Below are 13,940 nucleotides of genomic sequence, written 5' to 3' on the forward strand. Positions count from 1 at the left end.
TGGTGTCATCCGACCCCGCGCCGGGGTGGGGCGGGTCGGGCGCTTCTGTCATTCACGTCGCCGGGCCGGCGAGGTCGGAAGATCAGAGTTCGAGGACGAGCCGGGGGCAGGCCGCCCGCGAGACACAGATGTACATGCGGTCGTTCTCGGCCTGTTCCTCGGCGCTCAGGATGGAGTCGCGGTGTTCGACCTCGCCCGCCAGGACCGTGGTCTCACACGTGCCACAGGTTCCGTCCTGGCAGGAAGAGTAGACCTCGACATCCGCATCCCGTAGCACCTGCAGTACCGACTTGTCCGGCGGGACGACCAGCACCATGCCACTGTCGGACAGTTCGATCTCGAAGGACTCCGTCGAAGCGGGCTGGTCGAATTCCTTGGGTTCGAATCGTTCCATGTGCACCGATCCGTCCGGCCAGTTCGCCGTGCGCTCCTCGATGGCCTGGAGCAGGCTCCCCGGCCCACAGGAGTAGACCAGCGAGCCGGGCCGGTGCACGGCCAGAAGCGAGGGCAGATCGATGAGGCCGACCTCGTCCTGAGGGTAGAGGTGCACCCGCTCGCCGGGCAGCGCGGCGATCTCCTGAAGGAATGCCATCGATGCCCGAGATCTGCCTCCGTAGTGCAGTTCCCAGGGAACACCCGCGCGCTGTGCGGCATCGATCATCGGAAGCACCGGGGTGATACCGATGCCGCCCGCTATGAAGATGTAGCTTTCGGCAGGCAACAGCGGGAAGTGATTCCTAGGACCGCGCACCTCGATCTCTGCGCCGGCGACGACCTCGTCGGCGATGTACGCCGATCCGCCTCGGCTCGACGGCTCTCGAAGAACTCCGAGCCGATAGGTGCCGAGATCCGCAGGGTTGCCGCACAGGGAGTACTGCCGGGTCAGACCGTTGGGCAGGCAGAGATCGACGTGTGCGCCCGGCTTCCAGGCGGGGAGCGGGTCGGATGAAGTGTTCTCGAGTTCGAGGACCACCACATCCTGGGCAGCGGCGTCTCGCCGCCGCACGCGAAGCTGGAGATGGGCCTCGTCGCGGCCGGATAGTGCCATGGGGGCTCCTAGAGTGTCACGAAATCTGTAGGGGTGCAGGTGCCCCGGATCGAGGACGGGATCCGGGACACCTGCTCGATCCCTTGGGGTCAGGCCGATGCGGGTGCGCCGGCCCCGACGAGGCCGTGAAGCCGCGAGCGGATCAGGCTCTCGGCTTCCTCTACGATGCCGTAGACCATGTCGGCCACGGTCGGTACGTCGTGGACCAGGCCCTGTGCCATACCTGCGGTCCAGATACCGAAATCGAGGTCGCCCGTCTCGTACACCTTCCGGCCGCGTTGCCCCGCCACCAGCTCGCGTACATCTGCGAATGTCGCTCCCTCACGGAGCATCTCGACGACTTGCTCACTGATGGCGTTGCGGGCGACCCGCGCGGTGTTACGGAGCTCGCGGAAGATCAGATCGGTCTGCCGGATGTCCGATTCGACGATTCGCTGCTTGACGTTCGGATGAATCTCGGCCTCGGCGGTACACATGAAGCGGGTACCCATGTTGATGCCGTCGGCTCCGAGCGCCAACGCGGCGACGAGGCCGCGACCGTCGGCGAACCCACCAGACGCAATGAGCGGGATCTCCAGTTCGTCTGCGGCCGCCGGGATCAGCACCAGGCCGGGGGTGTCCTCTTCGCCTGCATGTCCGGCGCATTCGAAGCCGTCGATGCTGACGGCGTCGACTCCGAGCTTCTGCGCGGAGACGGCGTGGCGGACGGTGGTGCACTTGTGGATCACCGTGACCCCGGATGCCTTGAAGTCCTCGAGGTGTTCGACTGGGTTGGAGCCGGCGGTCTCGACGATCTTGATGCCGGAGTCGATGATCGCCCGCCGGTACTCGGCATAGGGGGGCGGTGAGATCGATGGCAGAATCGTTAGATTCACCCCGAAAGGGTCGGAGGTGAGCGAACGGCAGCGCTCGATCTCGCGCCGGAGGTCGTCGGGTGTGGGCTGCGTCAGTGCGGACAGGAAGCCCAGCGCCCCGGAGTTCGCCACGGCGGCGACCAGCGGTGCGGTGGCCACCCACTGCATCCCGCCCTGGACGATGGGATGACGGATGCCGACCAGGTCGGTCAGGCCGGTTCTGATCACGGAAGCTCCAGTTCGGTACGAGATGTCATGGTCAGGCCTTGGTCTGTGATTCGACGAAGGCGCGGTGCTCGGCGGAGGCCATGCTGTAGCGCTCGGTCATGAGCGAATGTCCGATGGGTCCGGCCAGGCTCGACTCCAGGTACATGTTGAGGGCACGCTTGGTGTCCTGCAGTGCCCCGGCAGGTTGAGCGGCGAGTCTGTGCGCGATCGCGGTGGCCTCGGACAGCACGTCAGCGGTGGGCACGACGCGATTGGCGATTCCCATGGCCTTCGCTTCATCGGCTTTGATGCGGTCACCGAGCAACAGGATTTCCTTCGCCCGCAAGAGCCCGACGTGCAGCGGCCATGCCACACCGCCGTCCCCGCACACCAAGCCGACCGCGATGTGGGGGTCGGCGATGAACGCGGTCTCCGCCATGACGACGAAGTCGCTGAAGGCAAGGAAGCTCGCGCCCAATCCGACTGCAGGTCCATTGACCGCGGCGACGATCGGGAGCGGGAAGTGCACGAGTTCCACCAACAGCCGGCGAGCCTCGTCCACGTTGCGCCAACGGCCCACCGGGTCAAGGGACAACTGCATCATTTCGTAGTCGCCACCGGCGCTGAACGCCTTGCCCGCACCGGTCACGACCACTGCCCGTGCCTCGGGATCCTCGGCGAGCCGCTGCCAGAGGGTGAGGAAGGCGTGGTGCATTGTCACGCTGGTGGCGTTGCGGCTCTCCGGCCTGTTCAGGGTGACGATGCGAACGGGCCCGTCGGACTCGATCAGGATCTCGGGTTCCTCGGACATGGTTCAGATTCCTTCCGAGTCGAGGTCCGGATCGTCCCACCGGACCGGGAGGGTTTGGCGTCCCCAGAGGTGGTTCTGGGGAATTCGCTCGGGTTCGCCATCGAGGCGAAGGTGGGGGAGACGTGTCCGCAGGATCTCGAGCGCTCGGTTGCCCTCGGCCCTGGCCAGCGGGGCGCCGAGGCAGAAGTGGGCGCCGCCGCCGAAGGCGAGGTGCCTGCGCAGGAGCTTCATGGGGCGATCCAGCCGGAACTCGTCCGGGTCGTCCCACTGCCGCGGATCACGGTTCGCGGAGCCGAACAGGAGCATGACCTTCGACTTCTCGGGAATGGGGCAGCCGGACACGTCCACCTCGTCCGCAGTGGTCCGGAACAGCCCGAGGACGGGCGGATCCATCCGCAGACTCTCCTCGATTGCAGGCTGGATCAGCTTCGCGTCCTGCACGATGCGGTCCCAGAGTCCGGGGCTGGAGAGCAGGCGGAAGGTGACGTTGGTGAGCATCGAGGTGGTGGTGTCGTTGCCGCCGGTGAGGGCAGTGGCAAGGACGTAGTCGATCTCGGCCGGGGTCAGGTGTCGGTCGCCGTGCTTCTTGACGAGCATGAAGCTGAGCAGGTCGTTCGGGACCGCGGTGCCGAGATGGGATTCGTCCGGGGCGTCGACCCCGGCGTCGCGGAGCAGTGCTCGCCGGCGTTCGAGGTGCGGTTCGAAGTAGGCGTGCAGGCGCTGGGCGGCGGGCGCCACGCCGTTCTTCTCCGGGATACAGAAGGCGCCGAGGAACTCGTCGGTCATCTCCTTGATCTCTCGCTCGTCCTCGGTGGGAACCCCGATGAGGGTGGCGATGATGCGGATCGGGAGCAGAACAGCGAACTCCGAGGCGAAATCGGCCCGGACGCGTCCATCCGCCGTCATCTCGTCGATCAGGCCGTTGATCGCCTTGTCGATGAGCTCGGCGTGGACTGCGCCCGCGTTCGCGGGCAGCCAGGTTCGGAACAGTGCCCGGAAGGCCCTGCTGTCCTCGGCGTCCTGATTGAATCCGATCGCTCGGTGGAACTGTGGGCTGCTGCCGTACCGCGCGGACCATCGCTCGGCCTCGGCGTCGTTGAGGGCGGTGAAGATGTCCGAAAACCGCGTGAGACTGTAGAACTCCGGCGAGAACTGCGTGGTGTGCCGGACGGGGCATTCCTCACGCGCCGCGCCGAAGGCGGTGAACGGGTCCTCGGCGAATTCCTCCGACATCGGGTTGAAGTCGTCGGTCACTGTCGGGCCCGAGAAATTGTTGCTGCTCATGTCGCTGTCTTCCATGCTCGACCCTTCTTGCGGTGTTCTTGGAGTGCGGCCGACTCAAGCTCGAGTCCTTCGGCCGGGGTGACTTGGTCGATGTCGACACACAGTTGCTTGACAGTCGAGGCGATCGCCGGGTCCATGGCGGCGATCCGGCTCGCCAGATCTGCGGCGTGGGCGACGAGTTGTTCCGCGGGAACGACTTCGGTGACCAAGCCGAGTTGGAGCGCGATGTCGGCGGGGAGCGGATCGTTGGCGAGGATCATCCGCCTGGCCCAGCTTCGGCCAACCGCCCGGGGCAGGTGGACGGTCATACCGCTCCCGCTCAGTGCGCCGATTCTCAGGTGCGTGTCCCGGAACGCCGCGGCAGGAGAAGCGAGGAGGATGTCGCAGGCCAGGGCCAATTCGAGGCCGCCGGTGACCGCTGGTCCGTTGATTGCTCCGACCAGTGGCTTCGGAAAGGAGTGCGCACGCCGGATCGCTTCTCCGACCACGCCGCGAGGTGCCTCGGCCTTGCTGAACTCGGCCAGGTCGAGGCCCGCACAGAAGGCTTTGCCCGAGCCCGTGAGGACGACGGCGTGGACGCCGTCGTCCTCTGCCGCACGGCTCATCTCTGCGGAGAGCCGTTCTGCGAGAGTGCTGGTCAATGCATTGCGTGCGTCAGGCCGGTTGAGGGTCCAGACTTCGACGCCATCGGAGGGGAAGTGGATGAGCAGCTCGTTCATCGGTAGCCGTCCCACAGAACCGAGTAGCCGCCATCGATATTGATCGTCTGGCCGTTGATGTAGCCACCGGCATCGGAGGCCAGCAGGAGTGCGAGTCCGGCGAACTCGTTCGCCTGCCCGACTCGTCCAGCGGGACAGCGCTCCAGATATCTGCTCAGGCGGTCCTCGTCGGACAGCACCGCTTGCGCCTGCTGTGTCTCGAACAGCGCCGGCGCGATCGCGTTGGCACGAATACCGTGCTTGCCGTACTCGCATGCCAGGTTGCGCGCCATCTGGGCGAGGGCTGCCTTGGTGATTCCGTAGGGACCGTTGTCGGCGCTTCCGAGCGTCGAACCGATAACAGAGGAAGTGAACACAATTCTGCCCCAACCCTGTTCGACCATGTGCGGAATGACTTCGCGGCAGAACCAGTGCGCCGACATGATGCTGCTGTCGAGGAACTTGGACAGGGTCCGGTCCTCGAGTGCGGTCGTCTCGCCGACCCAGATGTTCATTCCTGCGTGCAGGAGAAGTGCATCGATCGGACCCACCTCCGCGCGAGCCCTGCCGAGCAACTCGGAGACTGCATCGCGGTGGCCGATGTTGGCCACGATCGGGTGGGCGCGTTCGGCGCCGACCGATCCGTTGATCTCCTTCGCCGCTGCCTCGGTGCTCGCGCTGTCGCGGCCGACCACAACGACGTCGGCCCCGTGTCGGGCGAGTTCGTGCGCTGCGGCAAAGCCCATTCCACGCGTGGATCCGGTGACGAGTGCGACCCGTCCTGTCATGGAGAAGATGTCTGCTTCGGGGGGTGCGAGTGCCATCGCTGCGATGTCCTGTTCGTAGGGGGTACTGCCTCGTTGTCGGTGTCGCCGGTGGTTGTCCCGGGACCGGTCAGCGTGGAGTGAAACGCTGTCCGCCGTCGAGGCGAACGACCTCTCCGTTGAGGTAGTGGTTGGTGAGCATGCCGAGGACGAGATCGGCGAACTCTGATGGCCGTCCGAGTCGCTTGGGGAAGGGGACATTCGAGCGGAACTTCTCGAGTGCCTGCTCGCCGACGGTTTTCATCGTGGCAGTCGACATGGTTCCCGGGGCAACGGTGTTGAGGCGAATGCCGAGTGTTCCGAGGTCCCGGGCTCCTGCAATGGTGAGGCCGATGACTCCAGCCTTCGCTGCTGCGTAGGCGGTCTGGCCGATCTGTCCCTCGTACCCGGCGATGGATGCCGTCTGCACGATGGACCCGCGTTCGCCGTCGGGATCGGGCTCATTGGTGGCCATTCGTGCGCTGGCCAACCTCAGCACGTTGTAGGTTCCGGTGAGATAGAGATCGAGAGTCCGCGTGAAACCGTCGAGCGTGGCCGGCGATCCGTCTCGCTGGACGAGGCGTTCGGCGACGCCCCAGCCTCCGTGTGCGATGACCACCGATCGGAGAGACCCCAGGCCGGCAGCGCAATCCAGTGCGGCCGAGACGCTGTCCGAGTCGGTGACGTCGGTGCGTGCGTACACTGCCGAGCCGCCCAGTTCCTCCGCCAGTGCCTGCGCCCTGTCGTCGGCCAGGTCGGCGATGACCACTGCTGCTCCGAGTTCGTGCAGACGGCGAACCACGGCTTCTCCCAGCCCCCCGGCGCCGCCGGTGACGACCGCAGCGGTGCCGGCCAGATTCGTCGAGGTCATGGTCTCCTCCCTTCGTCTCGATTCGACAGGGGTGCGCATTGCGGTCCAGCCGCAGCGCCTCTCAAAGAGACAAACTATCTACCGGATTAGCTTCGGTCAAGGCGGGGCGGAGCGATCCTCCGAAGTCCGAGGCCTCGAGATGGCGAGGGCACCCACCGGGGGGTGGGCCGGCAAGCAGTGCGTGAGAACAGCTGATAACAGACCGACGAATTCGACTGGGCCCGAGGGGTTGTCGGGCTGGATACAGGAAGACCTCGGTGGCTATCTGAACTTGGACTTCCCGCCATCGGCGAAAAGGGTGCGGCCGGTCATGTAGTCGGAGTACGGGCTACTGAGAAAGACCACGATCCGGCCGATGTCGTGGACGGGGTCCCCCATCCGCTTGATTGGGCGTTCCAGCATGGCGTCGAGTTGTTCGGCAGTGAGACCGGTCTTGACCTGTTCCCATGCCGGTGACGTTCCGGTCGGGACGACGACATTGACGGTGATGCCGTACTGGCCCCACTCGGCCGCGACTGCCTTGCTCAGACCTCGTACACCCTCCTTGGCCGCGGCGTAGGTGGCCATGGTGGCGTTGCCTTCGGTGCCCGCATTCGAGCCGAAATTGACTACCTTGCCACCTCTCTCGCGCAGATGCGGGAAGCAGGCCTGCATGCAGTTGAAGGTGCCCAGCACCGAGGATTGGTAGGCATCGAGGAGGTCGTCGGCCGTGGCCTCGTTGAAAGGGGCGAACCGAAGGGTCATCGCGTTGTTGACGAGGATGTCGAGTGTGCCGAACGCGGAGGCCGTTGCTGCGACAGCAGTATCCACCGATGCGCGGTCGCGAACGTCGCAGGTGACGGCCAGAGCGGCATGTCCGGCCGCGATGAGGTCTGCGGCCACCCGGTCGGCCTTGCCCGCGGATATGTCCGCGACCACGACTGCGGCACCGTCCGCTGCCAGTGCGTGGGCGGTGCCTTCGCCCAGACCTTGTCCTGCGCCGGTGACGAAGGCGACCTTGCCGTCCAGGAGGCCCATGGTTCTTCCCCTTTTGTTGGTGCGACGGATGGTGACGTGTCGGTGAGAGAGGATGACTGTGCGTTCAGTGGTGGCCGGTTACGCCGAGTGCGGAACGTCACCTGTTATGTCGCCATCGAGGGCGAAGTCCTGCCGGTGTTCCAGAGCCCAGTCGGTGAAACGCTGTAGCCCGACGCCGTGTCGACCCGCCGCGTCGAGGTCGACACGGTAGCCCTCGACAGAGGCCCACAACTGGTTCTCGGCGACGCCGGGGTGGGTGCCTGCCGCGACAACGGCATCCATGTCGAGATGTCGAGCGCGCACCGAGGTCCCGGTGACCCGCGTCAGCGTGGCCGCGATCTCGGACATCGTGAGGGACTCGGCAGCGAGGTCGATCTCGAGGCGATCGAATCGCGCGGGATCCGCGAATGCCGCTGCAGCCACGCGGCCGATGTCGGCGGCGGCGATCAAATCGACGCGGGTGTCCGGCCGGAGTGCTGTGACGATCGAGCCCTCGGAGAGTTGGGGATACATCTTCGCTGCCTTCGGCGGGAGGAAGTTGTCCATCATGAACGCGGGCTTCAGGATCGTCCAGCGTGCGAGCGAACTGGACCGCACTTGCTCGTTGGCGGCTGCCTTGCCGAGCCAGTAGGTGGGCCACCAACGATCCTGGTCCCATCCGACGAAGCTGTCGTGGTCGCCGGCTCGCGCCACCGACGTGTGGACGAACACCTCCACTCCGGCGGATGTAGCGGCCTGTACCAGGTTCGCGGCCGCGCGTTCCTCTCCGCCGGGATCTCCGGGCTGGGCCGGTGTCTGCATCGAGAACACCCCGAAGGAGCCCTCCACCGCAGCCCGCAGCGACAGAGGGTCGTCGAAGTCGCCCGAGGCGAGTTCGACTCCGCGGGTGCACAGCGCTCGCGCACGAGGGGATGAGATATCACGAACCAGGGCGCGCACAGGTGTGCCCGCCGCCAGCAGTGCATCGACGACCGCACCGCCCTGGGCGCCGGTCGCGCCGGTCACCGTGACGGTCTGAGTCTGCGTCACCGTCGTTACTACCTCTCGGAAGGTGTTCTGGTCAGTGGACTTCGGGAAGCCCGAATCCGGGCACCAACCGGCGGTGGGTGTCCTGCAACCCGGCGATGTAGGCGTCCGGGTCCGTGGCCCGCAGAGCGTACTCGTCGAGCACCGGCGGATAGGTGGTGGAGAGGAACTTGTCGCTCTCAATGAGATCGATGAGCATGGTGGCGGCGGCCTCGGAGGTCACCGCCGTACGTACCGAATCTCGCACGTACTCATTGTCCTCGGCGTGGGCGATGAGCAGCGGGGTGAGCATGCCCTTGGGGCAGAAGCAGCTGGTGATCACGCCGCGGGGGCCGTAGGTCATCGCCATCCACTCGGCAAGGGCGAGCTCGGCGTGCTTGGAGGCTGCGTACGCGGCCGACATGGGGTTGGTCGTCAGTGCGTTCGCCGAGGCGACCATGGCGAAGTGGCCCTCGCCGCGTTCGATCCAGGCCGGAAGCAGCGCACGAGAGGCGTATACGACGCCCATGACGTGCACGTCCCACATCTTCCGCCAGATGCCGTCGTCACTGAAAGGAGTTGTCTGTGCGCCGATGCCGGCATTGTGAACCCAGATATCCACGGTTCCCAGCTGATCGACGGCAGCACGAATCTGCTCCTCGTTCGTCACATCAGCGGTGATTGCGATTCCGCCGACCTCGGCGGCGATCTCTTCTGCGGCTGCGGGGTTCAGGTCGACCACGCCGATGCGTGCAGCGCCGCGTTCGCGTGCGATCCTGCAGGCTTGGGCACCCAGGCCCGACCCGCCTCCGGTGATGGCGACAGTACGACCCGTCAGCTTCATTTCGTGTCCTTCGTTCGATGCAGAGAGCCGATCGCAGCGCGCTCGGCCCGGTCGAGAATCGTCGGGGCATCCGGAAGTCCGGATGCCCCGACGTGTTGTCAGCGTGCCGCGGTCTGGGGAAGGTCGGCGTCGGTGCCTGCCGTCTGCAGGTACGCGTAGGCAGCACTGCCGAGTTCACCGTCAGGGTAGAACTGCATGGCCCACTTGCGGATTGCGCGGAATCCCTTGCCCTCGGCCGTGGCCAAGGCCGGCGGATCCGAGTACTTCTGGTGCTTCCAGATGACGATATCGGCCTCGAACTGATTGTTCGCGTAGCGCATCCGTCGCTCCATCGAAGCAGGCTGCGCAGGCGAGTCATCGCCGGTCGCGCGATCCAGCCACACCGACGAGAAGATGTCCGCGGTCTCGTCGTCGATGGGGGTCACGCAGACGGCCTGGCGCTGGTTGTCCGGGCCCTCGAGCTTCGCGACGCCGATGCCGATGCCGATGTTCATCACTTCGCCGTATCCGGCGACCGGGCCGTTCGGGGTGAGAACGGTCTTCTCCTTGTCGGCGCCGAAGACCAGTTCGAACGAGACGCGAGCGATGGGCTCGTCGAAGTTCTGGCTGAGCGAAATCGGGAGATTCGCGGCTCGATGGACGTACTTGAAGTGCGCCAGGTCGACGCAGTTCTCCATCACGTACTGGGGATGGAGCTCGAGGCTCCGGTGGACGCGGCAGCCCTCGGGGTATGCCCGGTAGAAATCAGCCGCGGTCTTGTCGTCGCCGAATCCCTCGAAGACATCCTGGACCTCGAAGTAGGGCTCGCGCCCTTCGAGGTCGTGCCAGACGTAGACGCTCTCGTTCATCTCGACCACAGACCACGTCTTCATCCGACGGGTCGGATTCGGGCGGTCCTGATAGGGGATGCAGACGTTCTTGCCCTGACCGTTCCATTCCCAGCCGTGGAACGGGCAAACGATCCGATCCTCTTCCACGCGACCGCCGTAGCCGAGGTGGGCACCAAGGTGCTCGCAGAAGGCGTCCATGACCGTCAGCTCACCCGACGTGCTGCGCCAGGCAACCATCTCCTGGCCGAAGTACTTCATGCGATGGACTTGACCGGGCTCGATCTCGGCGGACCAGGCGACCTGGAACCAGCCGGTGGGTTTCATGGAGAGTGCAGGCTTGACCATGGGGGTGTTCCTCTCGAAACTAGGTAGAAATCGGCCGGTTACGGCCGGCGAGTCAACGACTCCTGGGGCGTCGCGTTGGATGGGGGAGCACCGCGACGGGGGCCTTATCGCGTCGGACTCCAATCCGGCGCCTCGACGAGCCTGTCCCATGCACTTTCGGGAAGCCCCTTCTCGCGCAGCTTGTACTTCTGCACCTTGCTGGTCGGCGTCATCGGGAACTCCTCGACTTGGTGGACGTACCGGGGGACGAAGAAGTAGGGGGCGTGTTCGTCGATGTAGCGGCACAGCGCGAGTGGGTCGATCGACGTGCCGGGCTCCACCAAGACGTAGAGGAGCAGTTCGTACTCGTGCAGGTGGGAGGCATACTCGATGTCGGTCGGCCGGACGCCTACTGCCGCGCTGTCGATCACTCCGTCGAACCCGCGGGTGATGTGCTCGACCTCGAAGGAGGACAGGTTCCGGCCCTTGAACCGGAGCGAATCCTTCTTGCGATCGACGAAGAACATCTCGCCGTCGGCATCCTTCCTGCCCAGGTCGCCGGTGTGGTACCACAGGTTTCGGAACGCCTCGGCGGTCTTGTCCGGAGCGTGGAAGTAGCCGTTGAAGATGGTGAACGGCTGGCGCGGGCGTACGCAGAACTCTCCAACCTCTCCGACTCCGACCTCGCGGTCGTGTTCGTCGAGAAGGACGGTCTCCACGAGGTCGTCCGGGCTCGGTCGTCCACAGGCGCTGGGCTTGAGACCCCAGTCGTCTCGGTACATCACCGCGCCGAGGACTTCACTCTGACCGTATCCGGAGAACACGGTCTCGATTCCCCATCGCTCCTTCGCCACCTCGACGAGGTCCGGCACCACGGGATTCATTACGAGGGTTCGAAGGGTGTTTTCACGTTCGGCGGCACTGGGCTCCTGCTGCGACAAGAAGACGTGCATGGTGCCCAGCATCATCGTGTGGTGGGCATCGTAGAACTTGATGCGGTCCCAGTACTCGCGAACCGAGAAGCGCTTGTCGATGCCGGCTTTCGCGCCGGTGACAAGTGCGGCGTAGACGTTCATCGACCAGCCGCTGGAGTTGTACATCGGAACACACCCGTAGAAGTTCTCGCCTTCCCGGATGCCGCCACGGATCTCGTTGTGGTGGAGGGCGTGTGACACCCAAGCGTTGTGCGGCTGTTCCACACCCTTGGACCGGCCGGTGGTGCCGGAAGTCCACAGGATCGAATTGGTGTCGCCGTAGTACCAGTCCGGAGTGGAGGCGCTTTCGTCGTGCTGGGCGAAGTCCGCCAATCGATGGATCGTGACCCCTGGGATGCGAATGTCCAGGTCGGTGGGGACATCTCCCTTCACGACCAGATGTTCGAACGAGGTTTCGGCCAGGTTGGCGATGGTGGGCAGTAGATGGGCGTCGACGAAAAGGACCCGGGAACGGATGTCCTGCAGCAGTTCCTGCAACCATTGACCGCGATACTCGGTGCTCACCGGAGACCACACGGCACCCGCTTGGTTGGCGCCGAAGGCGGTGACCGCCATCTCCGGTGAGTTGTCCATGAACATGGCCACCGTGTCACCTCGACCGACCCCGAGGTCGGCGAGCGCTCCTGCGTAGCGCCGAGATCGTTCCCACACTTCGCCGTAGCTGTGCTCGCCGTCCTGTCCCGCCAGGAAGATCTGGTCGGGTACTGCTTCCGCTTGTCGGCGCAGGATGGTGGTGACGACCCGCTCGTCGGGGTCGGTGAGGTTGACAAGATGCATGGGGGCGAGCCTCTCGCAGGGAAGGATCTAGGGGGTTAGGTGGTCGGCTCGGTGGATCGGGAGCTGATGCTGCCGCGGAGTCCGAGACCAAGGATTGCGACGAGTCCCCACGCGACCAGCAGGACCCAGCCGATGATGCCGGCGCCGTAGGCGTTCAGAGCCGCAGCCACGGTGAAGGGGAACACGATGCTCCACAACCGACCGGACGAGTATGCCACGCCGGATCCGGTCGAACGCAGGGACGAAGGGTATTCGTCCATCATCGCGGCGTTCAGAACCGGAGAGAACCAGGCGATCAGCACGAAATGCGCGAACGCCAGGGCCGCGATGACCCCGGCGGCGGGGATGACACCGAAGAGCAGGCCGACGACGCCAGCGATGAGGGCAACGCCGATGAACTGCGCCTTGCGGGGGAGGCGATCGGCGAACGCGTAGGCGAGCAACATGCCCACCGGTGCACCGACCACGGCGACCATGGTGATGGTCAGGAGGGTCTGGCTGTCGAAGCCGCGGAGCTGGAGAATCGTGGCCAACCACACCGAGAACACCTGCGTGACAGTCGAGTACACGATCCAGATCGCCATCAGGAGGAGCGTCGGGCGGAGGAACTTGCCACGGAAGGCGCCCATCCATCCACTCTGCTGGGTGGATTCCTCCTCGGCGACGGCCTGGGTGACGGTCTCTTCCACCACGACGGGGGGAAGTGCGCCGACTGCTCGCTCGACGCCACGCTCGAGCGCCTGCAGTTCGTGCTCGGCATCATCGATGCGTCCACGCGAGAGCAGCCACAGGGGCGACTCGGGGAGCCGGATCGTCAACCCGAGGGCGAGCAGGCCGAGCGCGCCGATGGCGAACAACCAGCGCCACGCCTCTTCGCCGAGGGGAATGACGATTCGGCCGAGCACGGCCACGGTGGCGCCACCGACTCCGCCGAAGAACGCGGTGAGGGCAACTCGCGAGCCGCGACGGTGGGCGGGGGACACTTCGACCAGATAAGTGATCGCGACGACGAAGATCATGCCCATACCGGTGGCGGTCACCAGACGCAGGATGCCGAAGGCCGGCAACGAGCTAGCGAAAACGTGGCCGAGCGACCCCAGTGATGCCAGGACAAGTCCGAGTCGGACGATCGGCAGGCGGCCGAACCTGTCGGCGATTCGGCCGCCGATCAGCGCACCGAGGAGCATGCCGGCAAAGGTGACCGATACCAGCGTGGCGATGTTGTTGAGGGAAAAGCCTTCCGACGCGCGAATCGCGGGGGCGACGATGCCGAAGGCCGACTGGTCGTACAGGTCGAAGAAGTAGGCGGCTGCGGCGGCGACCATGACGCGTAGCGCCGTGCCCTTGGCGGGTAGTCGTGCCAAGCGCGCGGCGATTGCGGCGGCGTCCAACGAGGCGGGGGCGGCCTCACTGGTGGGGGTACTCGACATTGATCACTCCATGAGGGTGAGGGAATCGAAGTGTGGGGGTTACCGACGCGATGGGCTCGGATGCGCTGCGCGTCCTCGCTAAGCGGCGGTATCGCCTGTCATCGAGCAAGGGGGGAGACAGTCCGGCGTCCAACGAATGCAT

Annotated in this window: 13 protein-coding genes; all 13 read right to left on the bottom strand. The window is 65.4% G+C overall.

The features are described 5' to 3' along the window. Positions 1-82: 82 nt before the first annotated feature. Positions 83-1,048: a PDR/VanB family oxidoreductase gene (locus tag ACWDU4_RS17895; RefSeq protein ID WP_450115257.1), complete on the bottom strand. Its 966-nt coding sequence runs from the start codon at positions 1,046-1,048 to the stop codon at positions 83-85. An 89-nt stretch (positions 1,049-1,137) separates the two neighbouring features. Further along, positions 1,138-2,070, bottom strand: coding sequence for an NAD(P)H-dependent flavin oxidoreductase (locus tag ACWDU4_RS17900; RefSeq protein ID WP_450115331.1), 933 nt, complete (start codon positions 2,068-2,070; stop codon positions 1,138-1,140). 91 nt (positions 2,071-2,161) lie between these two features. Then, positions 2,162-2,920, bottom strand: a complete 759-nt coding sequence (locus tag ACWDU4_RS17905) for an enoyl-CoA hydratase/isomerase family protein (protein WP_450115258.1) — start codon at positions 2,918-2,920, stop codon at positions 2,162-2,164. 3 nt (positions 2,921-2,923) lie between these two features. Then, positions 2,924-4,204, bottom strand: coding sequence for a cytochrome P450 (locus ACWDU4_RS17910; RefSeq protein ID WP_450115259.1), 1,281 nt, complete (start codon positions 4,202-4,204; stop codon positions 2,924-2,926). Next, entirely contained in the window at positions 4,201-4,923 is a 723-nt protein-coding gene (locus ACWDU4_RS17915; protein ID WP_450115260.1) for an enoyl-CoA hydratase-related protein, read from the bottom strand. Before ACWDU4_RS17915 ends, ACWDU4_RS17910 begins: the two co-directional genes overlap by 4 nt. Beyond that, positions 4,920-5,726, bottom strand: coding sequence for an SDR family NAD(P)-dependent oxidoreductase (locus tag ACWDU4_RS17920; RefSeq protein WP_450115261.1), 807 nt, complete (start codon positions 5,724-5,726; stop codon positions 4,920-4,922). The genes ACWDU4_RS17915 and ACWDU4_RS17920 overlap by 4 nt, the downstream gene beginning before the upstream one ends. A 70-nt stretch (positions 5,727-5,796) precedes the next feature. Beyond that, a complete protein-coding gene (locus ACWDU4_RS17925) occupies positions 5,797-6,576 on the bottom strand; it encodes an SDR family oxidoreductase (RefSeq protein ID WP_450115262.1) in 780 nt (259 codons plus the stop codon). A gap of 261 nt (positions 6,577-6,837) precedes the next feature. Next, positions 6,838-7,593, bottom strand: a complete 756-nt coding sequence (locus ACWDU4_RS17930) for an SDR family NAD(P)-dependent oxidoreductase (protein WP_450115263.1) — start codon at positions 7,591-7,593, stop codon at positions 6,838-6,840. 78 nt (positions 7,594-7,671) lie between these two features. Continuing rightward, positions 7,672-8,622 (bottom strand): NmrA family NAD(P)-binding protein, encoded by a 951-nt coding sequence (locus tag ACWDU4_RS17935; protein ID WP_450115264.1) that lies wholly within the window; start codon positions 8,620-8,622, stop codon positions 7,672-7,674. 31 nt (positions 8,623-8,653) lie between these two features. Further along, the gene (locus tag ACWDU4_RS17940; RefSeq protein WP_450115265.1) at positions 8,654-9,442 is read right to left on the bottom strand and encodes an SDR family oxidoreductase; all 789 of its coding nucleotides are present in this window, start codon (positions 9,440-9,442) and stop codon (positions 8,654-8,656) included. Between the two features lie 98 nt (positions 9,443-9,540). Then, positions 9,541-10,617 carry a Rieske 2Fe-2S domain-containing protein gene (locus ACWDU4_RS17945; RefSeq protein WP_450115266.1) on the bottom strand — a complete coding sequence of 359 codons (1,077 nt, stop codon included), beginning with the start codon at positions 10,615-10,617 and terminating at the stop codon, positions 9,541-9,543. Between the two features lie 104 nt (positions 10,618-10,721). Next, positions 10,722-12,368, bottom strand: a complete 1,647-nt coding sequence (locus ACWDU4_RS17950) for a class I adenylate-forming enzyme family protein (RefSeq protein WP_450115267.1) — start codon at positions 12,366-12,368, stop codon at positions 10,722-10,724. 35 nt (positions 12,369-12,403) lie between these two features. After that, complete coding sequence (locus tag ACWDU4_RS17955; RefSeq protein WP_450115268.1) at positions 12,404-13,798, bottom strand: MFS transporter; 1,395 nt, start codon at positions 13,796-13,798, stop codon at positions 12,404-12,406. Positions 13,799-13,940 lie beyond the last annotated feature (142 nt).

Source organism: Rhodococcus sp. NPDC003348, assembly GCF_053589375.1.